This is a genomic window from Sphingomonas molluscorum, assembly GCF_039522995.1.
GTDB lineage: Bacteria > Pseudomonadota > Alphaproteobacteria > Sphingomonadales > Sphingomonadaceae > Sphingomonas > Sphingomonas molluscorum.
In genome coordinates this window covers 1-26324 of record NZ_BAAAEL010000011.1, presented here as the reverse complement: position 1 = coordinate 26324, position 26324 = coordinate 1, and the positions used below count along the sequence as shown (strand labels likewise).

Sequence of the window (26324 nt, the reverse complement as noted above, 5' to 3'; positions counted from 1 at the left end):
CGCGAATTGTTCGGCGCGTGCTTGCTGGAGCTATCGCGAAACAGAAATTGATGTAACAAATCGCACACGCCAACTGTCGACAGCGGCACAGCAGGAGCCGCGTCTATCCGGGGGGAGATCTGAATGCGTGCGCTGTCCTTTGCCGCCATGCTGTTGCTTGCGAGCACGGCCACCTCGACCCTGGCGCAGGCTCCCGGCAACACCGGTCCCTACAACGCGGCGTTCCTGAAGGGCGGCATCGGCATTGACCGCCCGCTGGAAGGCGCCGAGGCGGCAGTGGCCGCGGGAGCACCCTGGTCCATCTCGACGTGGGTGCGGCCGGATGAAGCGCGGGCAGACGCCACCCTGGTGTCCGTCGGCGATCTAGCAGGCGCAACGCGAAGGCTGCAGCTGCGCGCAGGCCGGCCGGAAGCGGTCGACGCTACGCAGACGGTCTCCGGCCGCGTTGTTCTCGCACCGGGCAAGTGGACGCATCTGGCCGCGGTCTCCGATGGGCGCACCCTCACTCTCTATGTCGATGGCCGGCGGGTGGGGCGCGAGGCGGTTTCCTCGGGTGCCGTCGCTCCGCGGCTGGGAATCGCTCCGGTGGTCGAGGGACGCCACTTCGGTGGTACGCTGGTCCATGCCGCCTTCACCGGCGCGGCACTGACCCCGGAGAGGATCGCAGCCGCCGTCCGCGACCGCCCCGACTTCGACCTGGTGCAGATCTGGCGGGTGGGCGTCGGCTGGGAGTGGCAGAAGCAGGCGAACACCGGGCTATGGCGCCAGCAGGACCCCTGGACCCTGCCCCAGGCACGCGGACAGGCGATCACCGCACCCAAGGCGCGGCCCGCGGAAAGGACTGCGCCGCTCACCCGCAATGCCGACGGGCGATGGACGATCCACGGCTGGCAGCTGGCCGCAGCCCCCGAGGTGAAGGAGGATGGGGCCACCCTGTCGCGATCGACGCGGGCAAGCGGCACCTGGCATGCGGCGACGGTGCCCGGCACCGTGCTGACCACGCTGGTCGATCGTGGCGTCTACCCGCACCCCTATTACGGGCTCAACAACCTCGCGATCCCCGAAAAGCTGGCGCGCCAGGACTATTGGTACCGCACCAGCTTTACCGTGCCGCCCGAAGCAGCGGGCAAGCGGCTGACGCTCATCTTCGGCGGCATCAACTATGCGTCCGAGATCTGGGCCAACGGCCACCGGCTAGGAACCACCAAGGGTGCGTTCATCCGCGGGCAGTTCGATTTTGTGCCAGTCGCGGGCGAGAACCGCTTGGCGATCGGCGTGTCTCCCCCGCCGCACCCAGGCATTCCGCACGAACAGTCGATCGCGGCGGGCGTCGGCGAGAATGGTGGCCAGCTTGCGATCGACGGCCCCACCTTCATCGCGACCGAGGGGTGGGACTGGATCCCCGGCATCCGCGATCGCAACACGGGCCTGTGGCGTCCGGTCGAACTGGTGGCGCACGGCGACGTCCGCATCCTCGACCCGCAGGTGATCACCGACCTGCCGCTGCCCCGCACCGACGTCGCCGATGTCCATGTGACCGTCCCGGTCGAGAACGGCGGCACGACCCCGCGGCAGGTGACGGTGCGCGCAGCCTTTGGCGACGTGCGGGTGGAAAAGACTGTGTCGGCGCCGCCGGGGGAGAGCCGGGTCGTCTTCACGCTGGCCGAGTTCCCGGCGCTGCGGGTGCGCAACCCGCGCCTGTGGTGGCCGAACGGTTATGGCGAGGCGGCCCTCTATCAGCTTTCGCTGGAGGCGCTCGCTGACGGGCAGCTTTCGGACACCAGGACCCAGCGCTTCGGGATTCGCGAGGTGAGCTACGACCTGTCGCTGTTCGACAGCGCAGGTGCCCTGCGCCGCGTCAACGTGCAGACCACCGACGGGAAGCTTGCCGGCACGAAGCTGATCGACGTCACGCATGAGGGGATCAAGCAGAGCCCGCGCGGCTGGGCGGAGTCGCTGACAGCGGCCGGCGAGCGTTCCCCCGCCGTTACGCCCGTGCCGCAGCAGATGCCGGAGCCCCACCTCACGATCCGCGTGAACGGCGTGCCGATCGCCGCGCGCGGCGGCAATTGGGGCATGGACGACGCGATGAAGCAGATCAGCCGCGAGCGACTTGCCCCCTATTTCCGCCTCCAGAAAGAGGCGCACATGAACATCATCCGCAACTGGATGGGCAACAACAACGAGGAGGAGTTTTTCGAGCTCGCCGACGAGAACGGCATGATGATCCTCAACGACTTCTGGCAATCGACCCAGAACTTCCAGGTCGAGCCGCAGGATCCGCAGCTGTTCCTCGCCAACGCCGTGGACACGGTGAAGCGCTATCGCAATCACCCGTCGATCATCCTCTGGTTCGGCCGCAACGAGGGCGTCCCTTACCCTGCCTTGAACGAGGGGCTGGACGACGTGATCGCCGAGCATGACGGCACGCGCTGGTTCACCGGCAGCTCCAACGTGGTGAACCTGCAGGGGTCGGGCCCGTACAACTATCGCCCGCCGGTCGGCTATTTCACCGATCTCGCCACCGGCTTTTCGGTCGAGACGGGTACGCCGTCGCTCTCCACGCTGGAGTCGGTGCGCGCTTCGGTGCCGGAGAGCGAGCTGTGGCCGCTCAGCGACACGCTTGCCTATCACGACTGGCACTTCGCGGGGAACGGCGACACCAAGACGTTCATGCAGACGCTGGGCACGATGTTCGGCGGGGCCAGCAGCTTCCCCGACTTCGAGCGCAAGGCGCAGATGATGAACCTCGAGACGCACAAGGCGATGTACGAGGGATTCCTAGGCCATCTGTGGACCAAGAACTCCGGTCGCTTGCTGTGGATGACGCATCCGGCGTGGCCGTCCAACGCGTGGCAGATCTACAGCTGGGACTATGACACCCACGCCGCCTATTATGGGGCGAAGAAGGCGGCCGAGCCGCTGCACGTGCAGCTGAACCTGCCCGGCAACGAGCTGGTCGTGCTCAACACCACGCAAGCGGCGGCACCCGGCCTCACGGCGCGGACGCGCGTGGTGAGCCTCGACAATCGCGAGCTGTTCACCCGCAGCGACCGGGTGGACGCCGCCGCGAACCAGGCAACGAAGCTGGAGCCAGTCCCCCTCGACCGCATCTTTGCGCAGGACCCGATGGTGCTGGTGAGCCTCCAGCTGCTGGACGGGCAGAACCGCGTGGTTGCCGAGAACTTCTATTGGCGTGGTCGTGACCCCGCTTCCTACCGGGCGCTGAACGACCTGGCGCAGGTGTCGCTCGATGCCACCGCTGCAGCACCCGTCGCGGACGGCGAGGACCGGATGATCGCGGTGACGTTGGCCAACCCAGGCCAGGTGCCGGTGCTCAACGCCAAGCTGACGCTGGTGGACGCGCACGGCGAGCGCATCCTGCCGGCCTATTACAGCGACAACTACGTCGCGCTGCTGCCCGGCGAGCGCAAGCGCATCGAGGTCCGCTATCCGGCGAGCATCTCGGCCACGCCGTCGCTCACCTTGCGCGGGTGGAACGTCGCCCAGCAGCCGGTGGCGGTCGCGAAATGAGCGCGCGCCTCCTCGCGCCGTTCGCAGCGCTGCTGCTCCTGGGTGCAGCTCCGGCTCCGCCGCGCGTCACGGTTCCCGGCGGGACGGTGGAGGGCGCCAGTGCGGAGGATGGTGCCCTGGTCTTCCAGGGCATCCCCTATGCCGCGCCACCGCTCGCCGCGTTGCGCTGGGCCGCGCCCCAGCCGGTGCGCGCCTGGCAAGGCGTGCGCCCAGCCCAGGTCCGGGCGCCTGCCTGCCCACAGAACGACGATGGCTGGAACCGCGCCGACGCCGCGCACTACAGCGAAGATTGCCTGACGCTCGACATCCGCACGCCGGGGCTCACGGGCAAGCGGCCGGTGATGGTGTGGATCCACGGCGGCAGCAATCGCGCGGGATCGGCTGGCGGCATGGTGGAGTCCCGCATCACCCGAAAGGGCGTCGTGCTGGTGGCCATCCAGTATCGCCTGGGTGTGCTCGGCTTCCTCGCCCCGCGGCAGGCGGCGGTTAGCGGCACCGCTGGGAACTACGGGCTGATGGACCAGATCGCCGCGCTGCGCTGGGTGCGCGCGAACATCGCCCGCTTCGGCGGCGACCCGGATCAGGTGACGCTGTTCGGCGAGTCGGCGGGGTCACAGGACGTGTCGCTGATGCTGGCCGCGCCGGACGCGCGGGACCTGTTCAAGCGCGCCATCCTGCAGAGCGGCACGCCGGGCTTCGGCCAGCCGTTCCGTCCCCTGCAGGACGCCTTCGCGATCGCCGATCAGGCGGAACGGCTGGCCGGGGGAGCAGGCCTTGCCGGGCTCCGCGCGGCGCCGGTGAAGCAGCTGCTCGAGATCGACACCAAGCTGTCAGACCCGTCGCTGCACACCAACGGCTTCCTGTGGCTCAAGACGACCATCGACGGTCGTGTGCTGCCGGAGTCCCCGCGGCGCCTGCTCGCTAAGGCGCCTCGTAAACCCGTGATCATCGGGACGAACCGCGCCGAGTTCGGGCCCAAGGAAGGCACGACGGACATCACCGAGACGCTGCAACGCGTCTACGGTCGGCGCGCGGCAGAGGCGCAGCGGCTTTACGCATTCGGCGCGCCTGGGCACGATCCGCGGCTCGGCCACCCGGCGCTGGAAATCGAAACCGACTGGGTGTTTCGCTGCCCCGCCATCACGCTCGCCACCCAGCTCGCCCGTCAGGGCTGGCCCGTGTGGAGCTACGAGTTCGACCTTGCACCCGATGGTGGCCTCACCAGCCATGCGATCGAAATTCCCTATGTGATGGACGCGCGGCCGATCGGCGGCGGAGCGTCGCTTCAGGACTATTGGGTGAATTTCGCGCTACGGGGCGATCCGAACGGCGGCGCTCTCCCGCGCTGGCCAGCCTTTTCCGCGGACGCGCGTCGCTATCTGGCGATCACGCCCAAGGGCGTGGAGGCTGCGGAGAAGCTGCGGACGGAAATCTGCGCGCTGAGGAACGAGATCTAGCGGGCGGCTGCGCGGCGCCCGCCGTCACCACCATCGACGGTCCGGGCCAGAAAGGCGACGTGCGGTTCGGCCTGTGCAACCGTCGCGGCAATCGCTGCGCGCATCCGCGCGAAGGTGTCGGTGAGCTCGGCGATGCTGAACCGGTCGGCCAGCGGCGACGGATGCTCGGGTAGATCCTCGAACCCGGCATAGAGGCTCAGCCAGCTGGGGTCTTGAAAGGTTTCCCACTCGCGTCGGACGAACTCGCCACTCGCGCGCCAGGTATCGAGCTTGAGCTGCAGCCCCTCGGTCGGCGGCATCGCCCGCATTTGGTCCCAGAACGGCTCGCCATGGCGGCCATTCGCCCAGTAGTGCAGCAGCAGGAAGTCGCGGAGCCGTTCGAACTCCAGCACGGATTGATAGTTGTAGATCGCGGCCAGGCGTGGATCGCAAGCGCGATCCGGGAAGAAGCGCACCAGCCGTTCCAGCCCCGTCTGAATGAGCGAGATGCTGGTCGATTCCAGCGGCTCGAGAAATCCCGAGGCGAGCCCCAGCCCCACGATATTGTGCTCCCAAAAACGCGCGCGATGGCCGGTGGTGAATCGCAGGTGGTTGGGCTGGCCGAGCGGCTCGCCTTCCAGCTGCTCCAGCAGCATGATCTCCGCCGACGCGTCGTCGAGGAACTCGGAGCAATAGACGTGCCCGTTGCCGATCCGGTGGCGTAGCGGGATGCGCCACTGCCAGCCGGCGCGGCGCGCAGTGGCGACGGTAAATGGCTCTTGCGCGGCATCCCGCGGGCGGCAGGGAATGGCGATCGCGCGATCGACCGGCAGCCAGCGGCGCCAGTCGACAAAGGGGACCCCCAGCGCCTCCCCCAGCAACAGGCTGCGGAAGCCCGAGCAATCGATCCAGAGATCCCCCCCGATCCGTCGCCCATCCTCCAGCAGGACCGCGGCGACATGGCCGGTCTCGCCATCCCGCTCGACGCGGTCGATGCGTCCATCGACGTGAACGACACCGGCCGCGACCGAACGGTGGCGCAGCAAGGTGGCGAACTTGCTTGCATCGAAGTGCACCGCGAAGTCGAAGACGCCGAGGTCGTTCGCAGGCGTTTGCGCAGGTGCCAGGAAGCGGCCCTGCTCGGCCAGCTGGGTCGCGAGCGAATAGGCCGCAAGCGGGGTCGGGTCACCCGCCTGCCGCAGCTTCAGCCAATAATGGTGGAAGGCGACGCCGTGCGCAGGCGTGCCGTAGAGGCCGAAGGGATGAAAGAAGCGGTGGCCGGGCGCCTTCCACCCGTCGAAGCGGATGCCGTATTTGATCGTGCCTTCGGTCTCGCGCAGCACCTCGGCATCGCTGAGGCCCACAGCCGCGAAGAAGTCGCGGATCGCGGGCACCGTCGCCTCGCCGACACCCACCGTCCCGATTGCAGAGCTTTCGACCACCGTGATCGAGAGCCGCAGTTGATCGAGCTGGCGCGCGAGAAAGGCAGCCGCCATCCAACCGGCTGTGCCGCCGCCCACGATCACGATGCTGCGGATCGGGTCCATCCTGTTTCTCCCGCGCGAAGGGTACGCCCGCAAACAGAAGCCGCCGCACTTGGTGGGGTGCGGCGGCAAGGTGAACCATCCGCGCGCCCTTAGAAGCGCGCGCGCACCCCGGCGATGAAGCGCCGTTCGTAGATGTTCTCGAACAGCACCTGATCGCTGAAGGTCAGGTAGTAGCGCTCCGTCTCCGCAGTGAGGTTGGCCGCCTGACCGTAGAGCGTGAGGTACGGCAGCACGTCGTAGGAGATCGACGCGTCCAGATAGTTGGTCGGCCGCTGGTACTGCGCGAGTCCCGGGATGCCGCCATAGTCGGACGAGACCAGCCGCTTGGAGCGGTAATTGTACGCGATGCGGGCCTGGAAGCCGTATTTCTCGTACCAGAGGGCGGCGTTGATCTGATGCTTGGAGTTGTCCTGGAACGGCTGGTCATGGCCCGCCAGGTCCACGCGCCCCGTGTCGCCAAGCGAGAGGGTGTAGTTTGCATCCACGCCGAAGCCGCTGAGGAATCCGTCCACGCCATAGTCGGCAAGCGCTTGGCGCGCGGACGCTTCGATGCCCTTCAGCGTGCCGCCCTCGCCCTGCTGGGTGGTGCTGACCGGCACCGGCCGGCGGATCACGCCGTCGTTGTCGGGGATGTCGTTCCGGATGACCGTCGTATTCTCGATGAAGCTGTCGACGTTGATGTAGAAGGCGCCGAGGGCGACCAGGCTCGACTGGCCGGTGTAATATTCCAGGCTCGCCTCGGCATTGTCGGCGCGCCACGGTTCCAGCTGCGGGTTGCCGCGTGCGTTGGCGCCGCGGGCCTCGAACAGCCCGGTTGCAGTGTTGATCGCGTAGTTGACGTTGAGACCGCCGCCCCATTGCAGGAAGTCGAGCAGCGTCATCGTCTTGGCGAAGGCGGCACGAAGCCGCAGTCCCTGGGTCAAATCCACCGCGACGTTGAAGGCCGGCAGGAAATCGGTGAACTCGCGCTTCGTGAGCAGATCTCCGGCGTCGACGCCGGAAACGCCATAGGGCTGGGGCACGCCGACGATGTTCTGGCGCACGGTGAAGCGGGTGTTGACGATGCGAACGCCGCCGTTCGCCTTGAACGGCAGGCCGAACACCTCGCCCTCGCCCGCGACCTCGGCATAGCCGGAGATCTGGTTGAGCTTGATGCCGAAGGAATCCGCCGGATTCACGTTGTTGACGCTGCCGGGATAGAAGCTGTTCTGGAAAGCCTCCGAGTCGTCCATCGCCTTCGGGTTCAGCACCCACAATGTCGGCGCACCGGCGGCCGGCAGTTGATACTGCTTCATCAGGCCGGCGAAGACCGGGTCGTCGCCCTGCCGGGTGAAGCCGGCGGTGTAGGGAGTGCCTGCCGCATCGCGGACCGCACAGGCATTGTCGCCCAGGTTGACGTCGAACGCCTTCCACTTGACGTAGCAGCCGCCCGCCGGGTTGTCGGTGTTGCCCGCATAGAAGGGCGAGATGCGCTCGAAGGTGAACTGGTCGACGCTGCGCTCACCGTAGCGCGCACCGAATTTCAGGCTGAAGGTGTCGCTCGCCTTCCACTCGGCATCACCGCGCAGGGCCCACAGGTCGCCATCCTGGTAGACGTTGTTTTCCGAGGAGATGGTCTTGAGCCCGTAGCGCGAGACATCCCCCACCTGGTCCAGGAACGCCGGTGAGAAGCCGAACACCGGCTTGCCGCTGGTGTAGTCGACGGTCGCGTCCTGGCTGTAGGCTCGATAGCCGGTGGGGTTGAAGCGAATGTCCCCGCCCGGATAGTTGCCGACGCCGTCATATGCCCATTGATACCCGTCCGTCAGGTTGAACTGGGCGTAGGACTGGTCGAGCTTCCGGCTGGCCTTGCCGTAGATGCCGCGGACCGTGGCGCTGAACTGCTCGCTCGGCTTCCAGTCGAGCTGGACGTTGTAGTTCTGCGACTCCGAACGGATGCGGAACGTCTCCGCATAGCTGTCGAAGTTCGGCAGGTCATAGGCATAGCTCTGAACGGTGTTCAGGTTATACCCGCCGACCACCGCGCCCGTGTCCCGAGACGCCGTGGGGAGGAATGGCGCCGACTGCCAGTCGACCATCTGGAACTGGAAGCCGGCGGTACGGTCGTACTGCGTCTGCTTCGTGTAGAAGCCGTCGGCGGTCAGCCGCAACGCGTCCGAGAATTCGAACTGCAGCGAGGCATTCGCGCCGAAGCGCTCGCGGCTGGTGATGCGGTTCCAGGCGGTGTGCGCCTGCGGCGTGATGAACGCGTCGTTCGCGTCGCCATCGCCGTTCACGTCGAAGCCGACGATCTCACCCGCGCCGTTGCGCACCGGCGTCCCGCGGCTGACCAACAACGGTGAACAGCGCGTGCCGCCGACGGCGGGTGGCGTGCCGACGGGGTCCGGCACGACGCAGGAGGTCGCAGGGTTCGTGTCCGTGTTCGGAGTGGTGTTGTAGAGGATCCGCCCCGCCGCATCGCGCCGATAGTTGCCGACTGCGAAGTCGCCCGGGTTGGTTGCACTGCCGCCTTCGTTGCGCAGCGTGACACCATAGTCTTGGATACCGCGGAAGCTATTGGCGAGGTCCAGGTCGCTATAAGCGGCCGATACCAGGATGCCGAAGCGGCCGGAGTTATAGGAGATCAGGCCGTTCGCGGACGGGTTCCACTTCTCCGTCTTGTCGCCGTACTGCGCCTCCGCCGCGCCGGCGATGGTCAGGCCGCTCTTGAGGTCGAACGGACGCCGGGTGAGGAGGTCCACCGTGCCCGAGAGGCCCGCCTGCTGGAGCGAGGCGGTCGGCGACTTGAAAACGGTCGCGCCCGAGAAGAGCTGCGAGGGAATGTCGGTGAAGTTCGGCTGCACCGTGGTGACCGAGTTGGCACCCAGGAACTGCTCGCCGTTCATCAGGGTCGTCACCTGCGGCAGGCCGCGGATGTTGATGGCGCCACCCTCGCCCGCCTCACGCCGGATCTGGACGCCGGGGATTCGCTGCAGCGAGTCCGCGATGGTGACGTCGGGAAGCTTGCCGATGTCCTGGGCACTGATCGCGTCCACGACGCTATCCGCCTCGCGCTTCACCTCGATCGCGCGTGCCTGGGCGGCGCGGATGCCGGTGACGACGATATCGGAACCGTCATTGTCGGACTGCGTGGGTGCGGCGACCGAGTCCTGTGGGCGCTCCGTCGCCTCCGGATCGGTCTGGGCGACATCCTGCGCCTGGGCGGTCGCGGCACCGAACGTGCCGAACGCAAGTGCGGACGTAGCCAACAACACGAAACGACGTGCGGAAACGCTTCCTGCAACCATGCTACCCTCCCTAGTCGACCGATGTGTTCCTCGGCTTCGAATAAGTAAATTACTTGTTCAATCTAGTAGAGGGGGTGTCAAGAACTTGCCGTTACCTGGAAAGTATACGGCCGGAGTGCGTCTCCGCGGCAACACTTCTCCCCAAGGGCGGCAGGCGAGAAGCACCAGGCGGCGTCCGGCACCGCGGGGGGAGTGGATGTGGGAAGGGGGCGCCCTCCAGCCACCCCCGCAAGCAGCCCCAGGGAAAGAAGCTGGCGGCGCGTCGACGACGCCAGCAGCGTCGTCACTTCAATTCGCGGATCCAGATCGAACGAAAGCTGATCGGCGGGCTCGGATCGCCATGATCCTGCAGCTTGATCGGCGCGGGCCCATGCGCCTTGTACGCCGGCGCGCCGATATAGGCCGTCTCACCCTTCAGCGCGACATGGTCCTGAACCAGAACCCCGTTCAGGAAGGCGGTCACATAGGCCGGGCTCGACACCGACCCGTCCGCAGCGAACACCGGGGCGGTCCAGATCACGTCGTAGCTCTGCCATTCGCCCGGCGCGCGCACCGGGTTCGCGAGCGGCGCGAACTGCTTGTAGATGCTGCCGGCCTGACCGTTGACATAGGTCTTGTTGCGGAAGCTATCCATGATCTGAAGCTCGTATCCGGCGTCGCCGTCGCCGGTCGACGCCAGGAACAGACCACTGTTACCCCGCGCCTGCCCCTCTCCCGTGATGTTGGCCGGGATGCGCCATTCAAGGTGAAGCTGGTAATTGCGGAAACGCTGCTTCGTCTCGATGTTGCCGGTTCCCTTGCGCACCGTCAGCACGCCATCGGCCACTGTCCACCGCGCGGGGGACTTGTCCTTGGTGGAGACCCACTGGCTGAGGTTCTTCCCGTCGAACAGCACCAATGCGTCGGAGGGAGCCGGCGTCTGCGTCGCGGGCGCGGGCGTGACGACCGGAGGGACGGGTTGCCAGACCTCGGTATCCTCCGGGCGCTGCCCGGACTGGCCCGTCACGGCGGCCGTGCCCATCGCGGCCCCCAGCAGGGTTACACTGGCGGCGATTGCTGCGATCATAGTGCCCATCCCTTGCGATACTCCCGATCCAGAAATTGATTGGCCTCGGCGACGTTGGTGATGCGGTCGCCATCATATTCGATCGGCTGGTCGGCGCGCAGCGCCACCATGCCGAGCAGCATCGTTTCCGTGAGCGGCACGGCCACCGAGAATGGCGAGGAGATCGCCTCTTCGCCCCGGATCGCACGAATCCAGTTCATCTCGTGTCCGTCGCGCCCACCCAGGATCCGGGGCAACGACATCGGCACCGCGGCCGCGCGCTCGGCCACGCCATCGCCGATCAGCACGGGCTTCTCCCCGTAGGTCTCGTGCATCAGCATGCCGCGGTCCCCGACATAGAGCACGCCGCCGTCCGGGTTCATCCGGGCAGTAAGCGGCATGGCCGTGGGCGTCGGCGGCATCAGCCCGCCGTCGTACCACGTCATCGTGAGCGGCCCGTCCTTCGCCCGCCCGAACTGATAGGTCGTGATGTTGGCGAGCGGATAGCTGCCGAGATCGGCGGGCGGCTTGCCGTCCCAGATGTCCGTGTCGCCTCCCCACCGGCTGTGGCGCGTCTCGATGCGGGTAGGAAGTCCCGGCTCCAGGGCCCAAACCGGGAAGTCGACGAGGTGCGCGCCCATGTCGCCGAGCGAGCCGACGCCGAACGGTACCCAGCCGCGCCAGTTGAAATGCGCGTAATCGGGGTGATAGCCCCAATCCACCGGCGCCGGCCCGAGCCAGAGGTTCCAATCCAGGCTGGAGGGCGCGGTAACGGCGGCGGGACGGGCCTCCCCCTGCGGCCACAGCGGGCGATTGGTCCAGACATGCACTTCGCGCACTCGGCCGATCACACCGCCGCGGATCCACTCGACCACACGACGGCCGTCGTCGCCGGAATGGCCCTGGTTGCCCATTTGGGTCACGAGCTTGGGATTGCGCCGGGCGACCTCCAGCAACGTGCGCCCCTCTCGCACCGTATAGGTCAGCGGCTTTTGCACATAGACATGAAGGCCGCGCTCCATCGCCTGCTTTGCGGCGATGGCATGGTGGTGGTCCGGCGTCGCGATCACCACCGCGTCGATGTCCTTGCGGGCGTCGAACATGCGCCGGTAGTCGGCGAACCGGTCGGCGCGGTCATAGGCCGCCTTCAGCGGCTGCATCTCGGGCCGGGCAACGCCCTTGTTGTCGACGAAGCTCTTGGCGACATGGTCGAAGTCTACGTCGGCCAGCGCCACGATGTTCTGGCTGGTGAGCTTGGCCATGTTCTGCGCGCCCATGCCGCCGGCGCCGATCACCGCGACATTCACCCGGTCGCTCGGCCGGAGGCGACGCGCCGCCGCCTGTCCCGGTATCGCAAGCAAGCCTCCGGTCGCGGCAGCGCCGCCGAGCCAGTCCCGCCGCGTCAGGCCGTTTCCCTGTTCCGCCACGATCATCCTCTCCCCCTTTTTTCTTTCCCGGCCGTCAGGCCGGTGGGCACGAGGAGCAGGCTAACAAGGGAAACACGTCCCTGCCACCTCCGGAAAGCAAAGCCGTCTAGAATTTCGCTGGATCGCCGATGTCAGGGTAGTTTCTCTCGCCGCTTCCTATCCTTGCGGCAGCAGCTTAGGCTTCGACGAAAGAAGTCGAACTGGAGGGGCCGTAATGCAGCTTTTCGAAACGTCCTCGTCGCAAGCGCGCCACGCGTCCGTGCGCTCTCTTCTGCGGCGGAGCGCCTGCGCAGCATTGCTGCTCATCACAGCGACACCGGCCGCGGCGCAGAGCGGCGATCCCACCAGCTTTGCGAGCGCCGCGGACGTAGCCGCGCAGGTGGAGGAGATGGGCCGCGCGATGAAGCCGGGGCAAGGCTTCTCCAGCCGGCCGCTGGTGCGCGACGACAAGACGATAGCGGCGCTCGAATATTGGAAAGCGCCCGGCCGTCCCGCCGTGCATCCGGAGGACGCCGAATACGCGCTGGTCGTGGCAGGCGCCGGCACGATGATATCCGGGGGGACGCTCGAGGAGGCAAAGGTTACCCAACCCGGGCTGACCGAAGGAAGCCGCATCACCGGCGGCACGACACGCAAGCTGGTGCCGGGCGACGTCATCCTGATCCCGGCCGGCGTTCCGCACTGGTTCGGGATCACCGGCGATCGGCTGGTGCTGCTGGGCACCAAGCTGCCGCGGCCGGAGGCACGCTGACGCCAGCGCCCCCCGTGCAGCAAGGCGGGGAGCCAATCGCCACGCGCACCGTTGATCCGGGTGCATTTATTCGAAGGCCTGGACGCGATCCTACTGGCGGCACTTTTGCTGCTGGTCGTCGCGCGCAAGCTCAACGTCCCTTATCCGACGTTGCTGGCGGCAGCCGGCATCGGCTTCGCGCTGCTTCCCTTTGCCCCCGACATCGACCTCGATCCGGCCCTCGCGATGGCGCTGTTCATCGCACCTGCACTGCTTCACGCAGCCTATCACACGAGTTTGCGGGGCCTGCGCCGCTTCTGGTTTCCGCTTTTGTCGCTGGCGGTGTTCGCCGTGTTGGTCACCACGGCCGCCGTCACGTTCGTTGGCGTCGCCGTGGCCGGACTTCCGCTTGCCGCAGCATTCGCGCTCGGCGCGATCGTCGCGCCGCCCGATGCCGCGGCGGCAGAGGCCGTGCTGTCCGAAGTGGGAATCCCGCGCCGCGGCCTGCTGCTGCTGCAAGGAGAAAGTCTGCTCAACGACGCGACTGCCCTCCTCTTGTTCGGGCTGGCGGTCGCACTGGCGACGAACACCGACACGGCCGCCACTCCGCTCGTTCTCGCCGCAGCAGCGCCCGGCGGCATCCTGTTCGGCTTGGCGGCGGCCTGGCTGTACCTGCGGATCGTCCCGCTCTTTTCCGGAACGCTCGGCTCGAGCCTCGCCGATTTCGCCGTCACCTTCGCGATCTGGTTGCTCGCGGAGCGGCTGCATCTTTCCTCCGTGCTGGCCGTGGTCGCGTTCGGCTTGCTGGTGGCGCAGCGGCGTCCCCTAGGCCAGCCTGCCCGCGACCGCATCCAGAGCCGGGCGGTCTGGTCTGCGGGCGTGCTGGTCCTCAACGTGGTCGCCTTCATGATCATGGGGCTGCAGTCCCGCGACGTGCTCCTGCGGCTGGACAGCGCCGAGCGCCTTCCCGCGATCGTGTTTTCCCTGATCGTGCTGGCGACCGTGCTGGGTGCGCGGCTCGCCTGGGTGTTGCTGGTACGCGCGTTCGAAGGCTTGATCTCGCGCCATCATACACCCGCCTGGCTTCCCAAGCCGCCGCCCTGGCGTGCCGCGCTGATCCTCGGCTGGTCAGGTATGCGCGGACTGGTGACCCTTGCGACCGCCTTTGCCCTCCCGGCAGCCATGCCGGGGCGCGACTTGATCGTGCTGGCGGCGTTCACCGTCGTCATCGGTACCCTCGTCATCCAGGGGCTGACGTTGGGGCCGCTGATCCGATGGCTCGACATCGGCGAGGACGCCGGATTGACGACGAAGCTCGGTACCGCGCGACGCCGGATCATCGACGCTGGCGTCGCGGTGCTCGCCGGCGACGAGAGCAATGCTGCCAGGGCGCTTCGCGTCCGCTATGGCGCCGCGGGGGCAGTCGCCGCGCATGCCGAGGATCCGCAAGCGCCCTCCGACTTCGACACGCTGCACCTCAAGGTCGTCGAGCATCAGCGCACCGCGCTCAACGAGATGCGGCAGAACGGGGACGTCGCAGAGGATATCTACCGTCGCCTGCTGGAGGAACTCGACTGGTCCGAGGTCGAAGCGCGCTCCTTTTCCGACAATGTGCTGCGCTCCGCCTGACCCGGCGCCGGGCGATCAACCTCGACAGTCTTCCACGGAATCCGCGGGCGTACCCGGCCCCCTCAGCCTCACTTCATGCGCCCAGGAGGTTGCCGTAGCCGATCACCACGGTCGCCAGTACCAGCAGGGCGACGCCACCCCACACCATCGCGCGAACGCGCGGGTGTGCGTCCTTCCACTCGCGGAACGCAAAACCCCACAGGGTCCCGAAGATGATGATGCTCGCCATGTGCAGCGTCCACGACGAGAAGCCGAAGCGGCCCATCTGGCTTTCGCCCATGGTGTAGAAGAAGAACTGAAAATACCAGGCAGTGCCCGCGATCGCGCACAGGAGATAGTTGCGCAGCAACGGCGCCCCGGCGCCCCTCCCGCCCCCGCGCCACTCGCCTGCGCTGCGGTTGCGCAGGATCAGGAACGCGCACCAGAGAGCGTTGGTGACGAGCCCGCCGAACATGACGAGGCACAGCACCGGGAGGCCGGTCCACAGCGGGCCCGTCCCCGCCGCAGCGGACAGCGGCTTGATCGGCTCGCCCGCGGCGAGACCGAAGGCGAAGCAGGCAGACATGATGCCGGCAAAGACCGCGACAACGATGCCCTTGCGGAAGTCGAACTCGGCGACAGCCGTTGACTTCTGCTCTGGCGAAAGTGCGGCGTCCTTGCGCGCACCCGCCATCGCGACGACGACGATCCCGGCAACCGTCATCACCAGACCCAACAGGATGATGTTGCCCGATGGGGTGTCGAGCAGCTTCTCCTGGAAGTCGCCCTGGAAGATCGGCGGGATGAGGGTTCCGAACACGGTGCACAAGCCCAGCACCACTGCCATGCCGAGCGAGAGCCCGAGGTAGCGCATCACCAGGCCATAGCCGAGACCGCCGAAGCCCCACAGCAGGCCGAAGAACACCGGCCACAACAAGGTGGGGGTGGGCGTGCGGGAGAGGACACCGAGCAGATCCTCGGTCTGGAACGCGGCGAAGAACCACGGCGCGAGCAGCCAGGAGAAGACGCCGCCGGTCAGCCAATAGATCTCCCAGCTCCAGCGCTTCACGCCCTTGTAGGGAACGTAGAAACTGGCGGAGGCGAGGCCGCCGATCCAGTGGAACAGCACGCCCAGCAGCGGATTTGCGGCCATCACAGGTCGAGCTCCAGACGATAGACGCGGTTGGCATTGCGCCCGAACAGGTCGCGGCGCTCGTCTTCCGAGAAGTCGGCGACGATCGCGTGATAGGCTTCGAGATGCTGATCGAAGGGAGCGAACAGCTTGTCGGTGGGACTGTCGCTCGCGCACAGGCAGCGGTCTGTCCCGAACAGGTCGATTGCCTCCAGCAGGAACGGCCGAATGCCTTCGACCGTCCAGGCCCGGTCGATGAAGCCGATACCCGACAGCTTGATCGCCACGTGCGGGGATCGCGCGAGCGCACGCAGGCCGTGGCGCCAGCGGGTCAGCCCCTCGCGCTCGCTCGGGATCGGCATGCCGACATGGTTGATGATGACCGGGATGTCCGGGTGGCGCTCGATCAACGGCGCCAAGCCTGCCATCTGCCCCGCATAGCATTGCAGGTCGAACGACAGCCCATAGCGCGCGAGCAGGCCGAAACCCGCCCACCATTGGTCGTCCTGAGTGACGTCGTGCGGCGTGTAGGTGCGCAGGGGATTGGTGTGCCAGTTGACGATCTGGCGGATGCCGCGGACATGGGGGTTCGCGGCCTGCGCCTCCAGCAGCGGCTCGACGCCGGGATCATGGAGCGGCGCAAAGGCGACAATGGCATTGGGCATGCCGCGCTCGGCGGCGATCGCCTCCAGCCATTCGGTTTCGTCGAGTGCCTGCGAAGGGTCGGCACCGGCATCGATGTGGACAATGCCCTTGACGTTCCAGCGCCTGGCATCGGCGCAATAGTCGTCGATCCGATAATCGCGCGCGATCGGCTCGGTGACACCTGCGGGTCCCTCGGTGAAGGGCGGGGTCAGCCAGGGATAGCGGATGTGGCCGAGGTCCCAGAGATGGACATGGGCGTCGACGAACGGAATGGCTTCCATGGGTCTCCTCTCGTGTGACGCGCCGCCTCTTTTGGGCGGTCGCGCAGCGGGATCAGAAGGTTGTGCGCCCCCCGGACGTGTCGAAGGTGGCGGCGGTGGTGAAACTGCACTCCTCGCTCGCCATGAAGCACACCATGGCGGCGCTTTCCTCGACCTCGCCCAAGCGCCCCATCGGGATCTTGGATCGCATGTAGTCCACCTGGCTCTGCGGCAATTGCGCCAGGATCGGGCTCTCGAACGTGGCGGGGGTCAGCGCGTTGGCGATGATGCCGCTACCGGCAAGCTCCTTGCCGAGCGACTTGGTGAAGCCGATGACCCCTGCCTTGGATGCCGAATAGGCAGAGGCATTGGGATTGCCTTCCTTGCCCGCGACCGAGGCGACGTTGACGATCCGGCCATAGCCGTGGCGCAGCATGTACGGCACCACCGCGCGTACGCAGTAGAAGATGCCGTTGAGGTTGATGTCGATCACCCGAAGCCAGCTGTCGATCGGGAACTCGTGCGCCGGCTTGGTCGCGCCGGTGATGCCGGCGGAAGCGACGAGCACATCGATCCGCCCGAGCGCTTCGAAGGTAGCCGCCGCAGCCGCCTCGACCGCCTGTTGATCCGACACGTCGAGAGCGACGACATGCGCCGCCCCGATACGGTCCTTTGCGGCTGCAAGGGCTTGCGGATTGACGTCCCAAAGCGCGACCTTCCCACCCTCGGCGATGATCCGCTTGGCGGAAGCGAGCCCAAGACCCGAGGCGCCGCCGGTGACGACGGCAACCTGCCCGGCGAACCGGTCCGGGAAGACACTCACCCCAGCACCTCGTCACCCAGGTGGCGCCACGCGACGACGTTCTGCTGCTGCTCGCCGAGGCCTGCGATCCCAAGGCGCATCGTGTCTCCCGCCTGGAGGAAGATCTTGTGGGGCTTCTTGCCCTCGCCCACGCCCGGCGGGGTACCGGTGATCAGCAGGTCACCGGGATAGAGGGTGATGTAGCAGCTGACATAGCTGATGATCTGCTTGACGTCGAAGATCATGGTGCGGGTGTTGCCCGTCTGCATGCGCTCGCCGTTCACGTCGAGGAACATGTCCAGGTCCTGGCAGTCGGCGACCTCGTCCGGGGTCACGAGCCAGGGGCCTACGGGACAGAAGGTGTCGTGGCCCTTGCCCTTGGACCACTGGCTGCCGCGCTCCTTCTGGTTAAAGCGTTCGGAGACGTCGTTGGCGACGGTGAAGCCCGCCACATGCGCCAGCGCGTCGTCCTCCTCGACATAGCGGCAGGTCTTGCCGATCACGACGCCCAACTCGACTTCCCAGTCGGTGTGGGTGGAATCCTTCGGGATCATCACTTCGTCGTTGGGTCCGGTGAGGCTGGAGAGCGCCTTCATGAACATGACCGGCTCGGTCGGGATCGGCAGGTTGGATTCGATCGCATGGTCCTCATAGTTGAGGCCGATCGCGACGATCTTGCCGATCCCTTCGATGGGCACGCCATAGCGCGGCGCCCCCTCGACCACGGGCAGGCTCTCGACGTCGAAATCACCGACCGAGGCGATCGCGAGGACGGTCAGCCGGTCGACCTTGCCCGACAAGTCGCGCAGCACGCCCTGGGCGTCGACCACGCCGGGCTTCTCGGATCCGCGGGCACCAAAGCGGCAGAATTTCATGGGAGAGGCTTCTTTCGTTGGAGCTTGGGAAAAGGGAGGAGATCAGCGCGCGTAGGGGCGGTGCATCGGCAGGTTGCGGTTGAGCTCCACGCCGAACCCGGGCTTGTCGAGCGCGCTCGCGCGCAGGCGGCCGTTCACGGGCACGGGCTCCCCGAGCAGCTGCGGGTGGAACATCGGTACCACTTCGCTGGGTCCGGGATGCATCATCAGGAACTCGGCAAAGGGCGAGTTATGGCGCGTGATGACGAAGTGGTAGCTGTAGACCGACGAGCCATGCGGCACGACGAGCTTGCCATGCGCGTCGGCGAGCGCAGAGATCTTGAGCAGTTCGGTTACGCCACCGCACCAGCCCACGTCGGGCTGGAGAATGTCGCAGCAGTCCATCTCCAGCAGCATGCGAAAGCCCCAGCGGGTCGCCTCATGCTCGCCGGTGGTGACCAGCATGCCCCGGGGCACGTTGCGCTTCAATTCGGCATAGCCCCAGTAGTCGTCGGGACTGATCGCCTCCTCGATCCACTTGAGGCCATGCTCGTGCGCCGCAAGCGCCAGACGCGTCGCATAGTCGACGTCGAGCGCCATCCAGCAATCCAGCATCAGCCAGAAGTCGGGGCCGACCCGCTCCCGCATCGTCGCCAGTTCGGCGATGTTCTTGCGAAGGCCTTCGATGCCCTCCGCAGGACCGTGGTGGAGCGGCATCTTGCCGCCGATGAAACCCATGTCCTTGGCAAGGTCCGGCCGAGAGCCGGTCGCGTAGAATTGCAGTTCGTCGCGCACCGCCCCGCCGAGCAGCGCATGCACCGGCTCCCCCCGGAGCTTGCCGAGCAGGTCCCACAGCGCGAGGTCGACACCGGAGATGGCATTCACCACCAATCCCTTGCGGCCGTAGTACTGGGTCGAGAAGTACATCTGGTCCCAGATCTTCTCGTACTCGGCCGGGTTGCGGCCTTCGAGGAAGCGGGCGAGATGCCGCTCGACGATGAAGCAGGCGGGCTCGCCGCCGGTGGTCACCGCAAAGCCGATCGTGCCGTCCTCGGCCTCAATCTCCACCACCAGCGTGCCCAGCACGTTGATGCCGAAGCTCTGCCGGGACTGGCGGTACTCGGGGTAGCGCGCCATCGGCGTCGCGATATGATCGTCGATCCAGTGGCCTGCCCCCTGGTCGTGATAGTCGGCCCCGCCGCCACGGACGGTGAATGCTCGAACGTGCTTGATCCTGGGAAGCCCGGTGTATGCCATTCGCACCATCCCCTTGTTCGACGCCGCCTTGCCGGCGATCGTGCTCACTGCCTGTTACCGATACCATCTGGTGATACGGATTTCGATGATATGAGGGGATCGTCTGCCCTCGCGTCGCATCTCCCGGCGATGCCCATTTACAATCTCAATTTGTGGGATAGGATGTTACGAGATGGAAAATACCGCGTCAAACGAAGAATTGCCGGAGGCGAAGCCCGCTTCGAAGGTGCAGGGCAGTCAGACGCTGCTGCGCGGGCTCGACCTGCTGGACCAGGTGGTGGACGGGCCGGTGCGGCTCGCCGAGCTTTCCGCGCGCATGGGGCTGACGCGCTCGACCACCCATCGCCTTGCCAATGCGCTGATCGACCGCGGCTTCGTCACCTACCTCCCGCGTGAGGGCTATCAGTTGGGACCCAAGCTGCTGCAGCTAGGGTTCCTGGCGCAGAGCCAGGCCGATGTGGTGCAGATCGCCCGCCCCCGTATCGAGGCGCTGGCGGCGCAGAGCGAGGACACGGTGCATTTCGGCCGGCTGGACGGCGAGCTCGCGCTCTACCTAGACAAGATCCCGGGGCGGCGGCGGGTCGACATCTCCAGCCGCGTGGGCGACCGCCAGCCCCTCACTTCCACCGGCCTGGGCAAGGCGCTGCTGCTCGACGCGCCGGAGGCCGAGTGGCAGCGCGCGTTCGAGCGCGAACAGGCGGGCGGTGCACCCTCGATCGACTACGCCACCTGGCTGCAACGGATGCGGGGCTATGTGGCCGCAGGCCATGCGTTTGACCTGGAGGAGAACGAGGATCTGATCCGCTGCGTGGCGGCGCCCGTGCGCGATGCGTCCGGCAAGATCGTCGCCGCCATCAGCCTGTCGAGCGCTGCGCAATATATGGACGACGACCGGATGGCAGCGCTGAGCCACGAAGTCCGGGGCACCGCCGAACAGATCAGCCGCGATCTTGGCTGGACCCCCACCGCCCGTCCGCCGAAACGCCGATAACGAGAGGATTGCCGACCCGTGAAGCTGCTCGAAGGAAAGACCGTCCTTGTCACCGGCGCCTCGACGGGCATCGGCCGCGCGGCCGCGATCGGCGCCGCACAACATGGTGCCAACGTCGTCATCAACTATCACAGCCGCGACGAGGACGCGGAAAGCTGCATCGCCGCGATCGAGGCGGCCGGTCGGCGCGGGTTGGCAGTCAAGGGCGACGTGGCCGACGCAGCGACGGCGACCGACCTTGTGGCACGCGCGGTCGACCGCTTCGGCGGGGTCGACGTGATGGTGAGCAACGCGGGCATCTGCCCCTTTCACGCGTTTCTCGACATGCCGGCGGAGACGGTGGAGCGCACCTTCCGCGTCAACCTGCACGGCGCCTATTACATGGTGCAGGCAGCCGCGCGCCAGATGGTGACGCAGGGCCGCGGTGGCGCGATCGTGGCCGTGTCCTCGATCTCGGCACTGGTCGGCGGCGAGTTCCAGACCCACTACACTCCCACCAAGGCTGGCGTGCATTCGCTGATGCAGTCGACCGCGATCGCGCTCGGCAAACACGGCGTCCGCTGCAACTCGGTGCTTCCGGGCACCATCCTCACCGAGATCAACAAGGACGATCTCGCGGACGAGGAGAAGCGCCGGTACATGGAGGCACGCACGCCCTTGGGGCGTCTGGGGCAACCGGAGGACATGGTCGGCCCGATCGTGTTCCTGGCCTCCGACATGGCAGCCTATGTCACCGGCGCCGCGCTGCTGGTGGACGGCGGCATGTACGTGAACCTGCAATGAGGACGGGCATCCCCGTCCCCGCCCGTTCCGCGACGCCGGTTGCCACCGCAGCCTGACATGCCCCCTTCCCCCCGCCCCTGCGTCGCGCTCTTCGTCACCTGTCTGGTGGATGCCATGCGACCGCGCATCGGCTTTGCGGCGCTCGCCGCGCTGGAGGATGCGGGATGCGAGGTGGTGGTGCCGGCCGAACAGACCTGTTGCGGGCAGCCGGCGCTGAACTCCGGGGATGCTAAGGGGGCGGCCGTCATCGCGCGGCAAACCATCGCGCTGCTCGAGCCGTATGAAGCGGTGGTGGTGCCGAGTGGGTCCTGCGCGGCGACGATCGCCTCCCACTATCCCGAGTTGCTCGCGAACGATCCGGCCTGGCTGCCCCGCGCGCAAGCCCTGGCGTCGCGAACGTACGAGATTCTCACCTATCTCGACCAGGTCTGCGATTGGCGGCCAAGTGCTGCGCTAGAGGCGAGCGTCGCCTATCACGACAGTTGCTCGGGCTTGCGCGAACTGGGGATCAAGCAGCAGCCACGGCGGCTGCTCTCCCACGTGAAGGGGCTGCGGCAGGTGCCGCTTGCCGGCGCGGAGACCTGCTGCGGCTTCGGCGGCACCTTTTGCGTCAAATACCCCAGCATCTCGAACGCGATCGTCGATGAGAAAGCTGCGGCGATCGAGGCCAGCGGCGCGGACCTGCTGCTGTCGGGCGACCTCGGCTGCCTGATGAACATGGCGGGAAAGCTTCACCGACGCGGTGCATCTACCCGCGCGTTTCACACCGTCGAGGTGCTGGCAGGCATGGCCGACGGCCCTGCCATCGGCGAGGCGCCGTGAGCGGCTTCACCCGGCGGGTCGAGCACGCACTCGCCGACCCCGTCCTGAAGATCGCGGTCGAACGTACCGCTGGTACCGCCGAGGCCAAGCGCGCGATTGCCGTCACCGCCTTTCCGGATTTCGAGGCGGCACGGACCCGTGCAGCGGCGATCAAGGACCATGTCGTCGCGAATCTCGGCCACTATCTTCAGGAATTCGAGGCCAATGCGCAGGCGGCCGGCGCCACCGTCCACTGGGCGCGCACCGCCGAGGAAGCCTGCGAGATCGTCGTCGACATCTGCAAGCGTGCCGGCGCGCATTCCGTCGCGCGGTCGAAGTCGATGCTGGGGGAAGAGATCGGCCTTCCCCATGCGCTCGCCCAAGCCGGGATCGAACGGATCGAGACGGATCTTGCCGAGCACATCATCCAGCTGGCCGGCGAGCGGCCCTCGCACATCGTATGGCCGGCGATGCACAAGACGCGCGAGCAGGTATCTGCGCTCTTTCGTGCCCGGCACCGCGAGCCGCATCTGGAAGAAACGATTGCGGCGATGGCCGAAAGCGCCCGCCGTCACCTTCGCTCGGCAATGCTGGGCGCGGACGTGGGCATCTCCGGCGCGAACTTCCTGATTGCGGACACCGGCAGCGTCTGCACCGTGACGAACGAGGGCAATGCGGAGCTCTCGATCGTGCCGCCGCGTGTCCACATCGCAACCGCCGGCATCGAGAAGGTGGTGCCGTCCCTGCCGCACGCCATCCACATGCTGCGGATGCTGGCCCGGTCGGCCACCGGAGCGGCGCTCACCCAATACACCACCTTCTACACCGGGCCGAAGCGTGCCGGTGATCGCGACGGTCCGGAAGAAATGCACATCGTGCTGGTCGACAACGGCCGCACGGACATGCGCGAAAGCGGCCTCGCGGAGATGCTGCGCTGCATCCGGTGCGGCGCCTGCATGAACCATTGCGTGGTGTTTCGGCAGATCGGCGGCCACGCCTATGGCGGCACCTATCCCGGGCCCATGGGTGCGGTGCTGACGCCCGCCCTCGACGGACTGTCGGCAAACCGGGACCTGGTTCACGCCTGCACGATGAACGGCAAGTGCCAGGAGGTCTGCCCGGTAAACATCCCCCTCCCCACTCTGTTGCGCGGTTGGCGCGAGAAGAGTTGGCGCGAGGGGCTGGAGCCGCAGACAGTCCGCCGGGCGCTGCGGCTCTGGGCGTGGGGCGTGCGCCATCCGCGGCTCTACCGCCTCGGCAGCGCACTCGCGGTACGCGCCATGCGCATGGCGGCGCGGGCGGGCTGGATCTCGCGACTTCCGCTCGCGGGAGGGTGGACCCGGCATCGTGATCTTCCCGCACCCGAGGGCACGACCTTCATGGAACAATATGCAAAAGGGAGGCGCCGGTGAGCGCACGAGACGCCATCCTCGGGCGCTTGGGAGGTTCGCGGCCGAGCGGTGCGATCGCTCGGGAGGCGGCGACTTTGGCAAAGGACCCGGAGCGTCCTCTGGTACCCCCTGGGCGCGTCATCCCGCAGTTCCTAGGCCAACTGGGGCTTGCGAGCGTGGCCGCCACCTTCGAACGCGTGCGCGACTGGTCAGCGGTTCCTGCCGCCGCAGCGGCTTATTTGGACGCAAACGCCCTCCCCCGCTCGCTCTACCTGCCCCCGGACCCGCGCCTGCGCACCTGCGACTGGAACGGCTTTTCGCTCAGGGAGACATGCGCCCCGGACGAACCGGTGGCGATCGCGCGCGCGGTGTCCGCGGTTGCCGAGACGGGCTCGCTGATCTTCGAGACCGGGCCTGCGGCGCCCATGCTGCCGAACTTCCTGACGCTCCATCACCTGGTGGTGGTCGAGGCGCGAACGATCGTGGCCCAGCTCGAAGACATCCCTGCGCATCTGCGGGATGTGCGCGCCCACTATTGGGTGACCGGCGTGTCCGGCACCACCGACATCGAAGGGCAATATGTGCGCGGCGCGCATGGCCCGCGCTTCCTCCACGTGTTGCTCGTTGAGGATACTCCTGACTAAAGCGCGGTGCTCCCCGGCTGCCGAAGCATTGGGTTCGGGCCGACAAAATCACTCCGAGCGGGAAACGGGCGGGCATGCTGGAGAAGCATCCGGATCAGTCGGACCGGTTTCGCAATCACCGGCAATGCACGGCGGCGTTGACGTTGATCCTGCGGCCGCTAGCTTCGCGTGCGTAAGGCTGGGGGCCACGGTTGCGTATCGCCATAATCGACGACAGCGGCTTGCGCGCCACGATCCTTGAGGAAGGGCTCCGCGATGCGGGCTTCAACGAGATCGACGTCGTGCCTCCGCAGGGTGCCTTCGTCGCCCGGCTGGAACGCATGGCGCCGGACGTCGTGCTGATGAACCTCGGCAACGCCAGCCGTGATTCGCTCGAGGAGATGCTCGCGGTCAGCCGGGCACTAGCGCGTCCGATCGCGATGTTCGTGGACCAGTCGGACGACTCGATGATTGGGGCCGCGATAGACGCCGGGATCTCCGCCTATGTCGTGGACGGGCTGCGCAAGGAGCGCATCAAGCCCGTGCTCGAACTCGCCATCCGGCGCTTCAACGCCTTTTCCAAGCTGCAGGCAGAGCTCGACGCGGCCCGCACCGAGCTTGCCGATCGCAAGACGATCGACCGCGCCAAGGCCATTCTGATGAAGAGCCGCGGCCTCGACGAGCCCGGCGCCTATGCGCTGCTGCGCACCACCGCAATGAAGCAGGGACGCCGCATCGTCGAGGTGGCCGAGGCCCTGATTACTGCCGCCGACTTGCTGGGAGATGGGCGATGACGCCGCTCGCGATCGCTTTCCTCCCGCTTACCGACAGCGCGCCGTTGGTCGCAGCCCGCGAGCGCGGTTTTGCGGAGGCGGAAGGGATTTCGCTTCGGCTGGTGCGGGACACCAGCTGGGCGGCCGTGCGCGATCGGCTGGTCTACGGTCAGGTGCAGTGCGCGCACCTGCTGGCGCCGCTCGCAGTCGCCGTGACCCTGGGGCTCAGCCAAGCCCCGTGCCCGATTGCCGCCCCGTTCAAACTCAACGACAACGGGAACGCTCTGACGCTCTCGTCGGAATTAGCCGCGGCTCTCGACCCCGATCCGCGGAACCGGGTCGCCGATCCGATCGCAACGGCGCACGATTTTGCCGCTGCGATCGGGCTGCATCGCCGCAAGCCGATCATCGGCATCGTTCACCGCTTTTCAAGCCACGCGATGATGTTGCGCTATTGGCTGGGCTATGCCGGGATCAACCCCGATCGCGACGTGACGCTGCGGGTGCTGCCTCCGTCACTCATGACCCAGGCGCTGCGATTGGGCGAGATCGACGGCTTCATCGCGGGTGAGCCCTGGAGCAGCGTCTCCGTGGCCGAAGGCATCGGGGAGATCGCCGCGGCAGGCGTGAACATCTGGCAGCGCGGCGTCGAGAAGGTGCTGGCGACCCGGGCGGATTGGGCCGAAGCCCATGGCGATGACCTCGACCGGCTCCTCCGCGCGCTCGATCGCGCCGCGGCGTGGTGTGACGATCCGGCCAACCATGAAGAACTGGCGGCGCTGCTCGCCAGACCGGAATACGTCGACCAGGCGCCAAGCTTGATTGGCCAGGCGCTGACCGGTCGCATGCCGCTCCGGCGAGGCGACGAGCCGGTAAGCCTGCCCGACTTCCTGGTGTTTCACCGCGGCGCGGCCAACTTCCCGTGGCGCAGTCAGGCGCTGTGGATCTATTCGCAGCTCGTCCGCTGGCAGATGGTGGCTCCCAGCCCAGAGGCTGAGCGCGCAGCGGCCGGCGTGTTCCGCTCCGACCTCTATCGCCGCGCGCTCGCCGGAAGCGGAGTCGCGATGCCCGGGGCAAGCATGAAAGTGGAGGGCGCGCTCGCACAGCCGATGCCGGCCGCTTCGCACCAAGGCACTCTGACACTGGCGCCAGACCGGTTCTTCGATGGACTCGCCTTCGATCCGGAGGATGTGGCCGGCTATCTGAAGGCCCTGCGACAGTCGTGAAGTTTTTGCACTTGCGAAGTGGCGCCAAACGCGTCAGCTTCTCCCATGACGCCTGAACGAACAGGCGCCAGCATCGGATGATTGCGCCAACGTTGGTGCGGTTCTCCACTGTCAGACAGCAAAGCCGCTGTCCGATCACCGCTTGAGGCGGGAGGTCGGAGGCGGCTTTTTT

At 67.0% G+C, this 26324-nt stretch carries 20 protein-coding genes; 11 read left to right on the top strand and 9 right to left on the bottom strand.

Translation table 11 applies throughout. The features are described from left to right. The first annotated feature begins 123 nt into the window (after positions 1 to 123). Both ABDZ92_RS12295 and ABDZ92_RS12290 read left to right on the top strand, forming a co-directional pair. Positions 124 to 3534, top strand: coding sequence for a glycosyl hydrolase 2 galactose-binding domain-containing protein (locus ABDZ92_RS12295; RefSeq protein WP_125961154.1), 3411 nt, complete (start codon positions 124 to 126; stop codon positions 3532 to 3534). Continuing rightward, positions 3531 to 4991, top strand: a complete 1461-nt coding sequence (locus ABDZ92_RS12290; protein ID WP_125961155.1) for a carboxylesterase/lipase family protein — start codon at positions 3531 to 3533, stop codon at positions 4989 to 4991. Before ABDZ92_RS12295 ends, ABDZ92_RS12290 begins: the two co-directional genes overlap by 4 nt. Here ABDZ92_RS12290 and ABDZ92_RS12285 read toward each other — a convergent pair. From ABDZ92_RS12285 to ABDZ92_RS12270, 4 genes are all read right to left on the bottom strand, one after another. Next, positions 4988 to 6517 (bottom strand): tryptophan halogenase family protein, encoded by a 1530-nt coding sequence (locus ABDZ92_RS12285; RefSeq protein ID WP_125961156.1) that lies wholly within the window; start codon positions 6515 to 6517, stop codon positions 4988 to 4990. The genes ABDZ92_RS12290 and ABDZ92_RS12285 overlap by 4 nt on opposite strands. 89 nt (positions 6518 to 6606) lie before the next feature. Continuing rightward, positions 6607 to 9771, bottom strand: a complete 3165-nt coding sequence (locus ABDZ92_RS12280; RefSeq protein WP_343763169.1) for a TonB-dependent receptor — start codon at positions 9769 to 9771, stop codon at positions 6607 to 6609. Between the two features lie 316 nt (positions 9772 to 10087). Then, entirely contained in the window at positions 10088 to 10870 is a 783-nt protein-coding gene (locus tag ABDZ92_RS12275; RefSeq protein ID WP_241211873.1) for a 3-keto-disaccharide hydrolase, read from the bottom strand. Next, positions 10867 to 12282 (bottom strand): Gfo/Idh/MocA family protein, encoded by a 1416-nt coding sequence (locus tag ABDZ92_RS12270; RefSeq protein ID WP_125961159.1) that lies wholly within the window; start codon positions 12280 to 12282, stop codon positions 10867 to 10869. The genes ABDZ92_RS12275 and ABDZ92_RS12270 overlap by 4 nt, the downstream gene beginning before the upstream one ends. A 253-nt stretch (positions 12283 to 12535) precedes the next feature. Between ABDZ92_RS12270 and ABDZ92_RS12265 the strand changes: the two genes are divergently transcribed. Beyond that, a complete protein-coding gene (locus ABDZ92_RS12265) occupies positions 12536 to 13027 on the top strand; it encodes a cupin domain-containing protein (RefSeq protein ID WP_272695564.1) in 492 nt (163 codons plus the stop codon). Positions 13028 to 13087: 60 nt separating this feature from the next. Then, positions 13088 to 14635, top strand: coding sequence for a cation:proton antiporter (locus ABDZ92_RS12260; protein WP_272695563.1), 1548 nt, complete (start codon positions 13088 to 13090; stop codon positions 14633 to 14635). A gap of 73 nt (positions 14636 to 14708) precedes the next feature. On the opposite strand, the gene rhaT is transcribed toward ABDZ92_RS12260, so the two are convergent. From rhaT to rhmD, 5 genes are read right to left on the bottom strand one after another with little or no spacing between them, the layout of a single operon-like run. After that, a complete protein-coding gene (gene rhaT, locus ABDZ92_RS12255) occupies positions 14709 to 15767 on the bottom strand; it encodes an L-rhamnose/proton symporter RhaT (RefSeq protein ID WP_125961161.1) in 1059 nt (352 codons plus the stop codon). Continuing rightward, on the bottom strand, positions 15767 to 16672 hold the full coding sequence (locus tag ABDZ92_RS12250; RefSeq protein WP_125961162.1) for an amidohydrolase family protein: 906 nt from the start codon (positions 16670 to 16672) through the stop codon (positions 15767 to 15769). Before ABDZ92_RS12250 ends, rhaT begins: the two co-directional genes overlap by 1 nt. Before the next feature lie 52 nt (positions 16673 to 16724). Next, positions 16725 to 17474 (bottom strand): SDR family NAD(P)-dependent oxidoreductase, encoded by a 750-nt coding sequence (locus ABDZ92_RS12245; protein WP_125961163.1) that lies wholly within the window; start codon positions 17472 to 17474, stop codon positions 16725 to 16727. After that, a complete protein-coding gene (locus ABDZ92_RS12240; RefSeq protein ID WP_125961164.1) occupies positions 17471 to 18328 on the bottom strand; it encodes a 2,4-didehydro-3-deoxy-L-rhamnonate hydrolase in 858 nt (285 codons plus the stop codon). Before ABDZ92_RS12240 ends, ABDZ92_RS12245 begins: the two co-directional genes overlap by 4 nt. A 42-nt stretch (positions 18329 to 18370) precedes the next feature. Beyond that, positions 18371 to 19564 (bottom strand): L-rhamnonate dehydratase, encoded by a 1194-nt coding sequence (gene rhmD, locus ABDZ92_RS12235; protein WP_206432216.1) that lies wholly within the window; start codon positions 19562 to 19564, stop codon positions 18371 to 18373. A 172-nt stretch (positions 19565 to 19736) separates the two neighbouring features. Here rhmD and ABDZ92_RS12230 point away from each other — a divergent pair, with 172 nt between their 5' ends. The 7 genes from ABDZ92_RS12230 (at position 19737) to ABDZ92_RS12200 (ending at position 26152) form a co-directional block, all read left to right on the top strand. Beyond that, positions 19737 to 20555 (top strand): IclR family transcriptional regulator, encoded by an 819-nt coding sequence (locus tag ABDZ92_RS12230; protein ID WP_125961165.1) that lies wholly within the window; start codon positions 19737 to 19739, stop codon positions 20553 to 20555. Between the two features lie 18 nt (positions 20556 to 20573). Next, positions 20574 to 21338 carry an L-rhamnose 1-dehydrogenase Lra1 gene (gene lra1, locus ABDZ92_RS12225; RefSeq protein ID WP_125961166.1) on the top strand — a complete coding sequence of 255 codons (765 nt, stop codon included), beginning with the start codon at positions 20574 to 20576 and terminating at the stop codon, positions 21336 to 21338. Between the two features lie 57 nt (positions 21339 to 21395). Then, positions 21396 to 22160, top strand: coding sequence for a (Fe-S)-binding protein (locus ABDZ92_RS12220; protein WP_125961167.1), 765 nt, complete (start codon positions 21396 to 21398; stop codon positions 22158 to 22160). Beyond that, on the top strand, positions 22157 to 23551 hold the full coding sequence (locus ABDZ92_RS12215; RefSeq protein ID WP_125961168.1) for a lactate utilization protein B: 1395 nt from the start codon (positions 22157 to 22159) through the stop codon (positions 23549 to 23551). The genes ABDZ92_RS12220 and ABDZ92_RS12215 overlap by 4 nt, the downstream gene beginning before the upstream one ends. Continuing rightward, positions 23548 to 24174 carry an LUD domain-containing protein gene (locus ABDZ92_RS12210; protein WP_125961169.1) on the top strand — a complete coding sequence of 209 codons (627 nt, stop codon included), beginning with the start codon at positions 23548 to 23550 and terminating at the stop codon, positions 24172 to 24174. Before ABDZ92_RS12215 ends, ABDZ92_RS12210 begins: the two co-directional genes overlap by 4 nt. Before the next feature lie 191 nt (positions 24175 to 24365). Then, positions 24366 to 24947, top strand: a complete 582-nt coding sequence (locus ABDZ92_RS12205; protein ID WP_125961170.1) for an ANTAR domain-containing response regulator — start codon at positions 24366 to 24368, stop codon at positions 24945 to 24947. Further along, the gene (locus tag ABDZ92_RS12200) at positions 24944 to 26152 is read left to right on the top strand and encodes a CmpA/NrtA family ABC transporter substrate-binding protein (RefSeq protein ID WP_125961171.1); all 1209 of its coding nucleotides are present in this window, start codon (positions 24944 to 24946) and stop codon (positions 26150 to 26152) included. Before ABDZ92_RS12205 ends, ABDZ92_RS12200 begins: the two co-directional genes overlap by 4 nt. Positions 26153 to 26324: the final 172 nt, after the last annotated feature.

Excerpts from the sequence above, each read along its gene's own strand:
- ABDZ92_RS12295 (WP_125961154.1), top strand. The coding sequence starts at position 124 with ATGCGTGCGCTGTCCTTTGCCGCCATGCTGTTGCTTGCGAGCACGGCC.
- ABDZ92_RS12290 (WP_125961155.1), top strand. The coding sequence starts at position 3,531 with ATGAGCGCGCGCCTCCTCGCGCCGTTCGCAGCGCTGCTGCTCCTGGGT.
- ABDZ92_RS12285 (WP_125961156.1), bottom strand. The coding sequence starts at position 6,517 with ATGGACCCGATCCGCAGCATCGTGATCGTGGGCGGCGGCACAGCCGGT.
- ABDZ92_RS12275 (WP_241211873.1), bottom strand. The coding sequence starts at position 10,870 with ATGATCGCAGCAATCGCCGCCAGTGTAACCCTGCTGGGGGCCGCGATG.
- ABDZ92_RS12270 (WP_125961159.1), bottom strand. The coding sequence starts at position 12,282 with ATGATCGTGGCGGAACAGGGAAACGGCCTGACGCGGCGGGACTGGCTC.
- rhaT (WP_125961161.1), bottom strand. The coding sequence starts at position 15,767 with ATGGCCGCAAATCCGCTGCTGGGCGTGCTGTTCCACTGGATCGGCGGC.
- ABDZ92_RS12250 (WP_125961162.1), bottom strand. The coding sequence starts at position 16,672 with ATGGAAGCCATTCCGTTCGTCGACGCCCATGTCCATCTCTGGGACCTC.
- ABDZ92_RS12240 (WP_125961164.1), bottom strand. The coding sequence starts at position 18,328 with ATGAAATTCTGCCGCTTTGGTGCCCGCGGATCCGAGAAGCCCGGCGTG.
- rhmD (WP_206432216.1), bottom strand. The coding sequence starts at position 19,564 with ATGGCATACACCGGGCTTCCCAGGATCAAGCACGTTCGAGCATTCACC.
- ABDZ92_RS12230 (WP_125961165.1), top strand. The coding sequence starts at position 19,737 with ATGGAAAATACCGCGTCAAACGAAGAATTGCCGGAGGCGAAGCCCGCT.
- ABDZ92_RS12220 (WP_125961167.1), top strand. The coding sequence starts at position 21,396 with ATGCCCCCTTCCCCCCGCCCCTGCGTCGCGCTCTTCGTCACCTGTCTG.
- ABDZ92_RS12200 (WP_125961171.1), top strand. The coding sequence starts at position 24,944 with ATGACGCCGCTCGCGATCGCTTTCCTCCCGCTTACCGACAGCGCGCCG.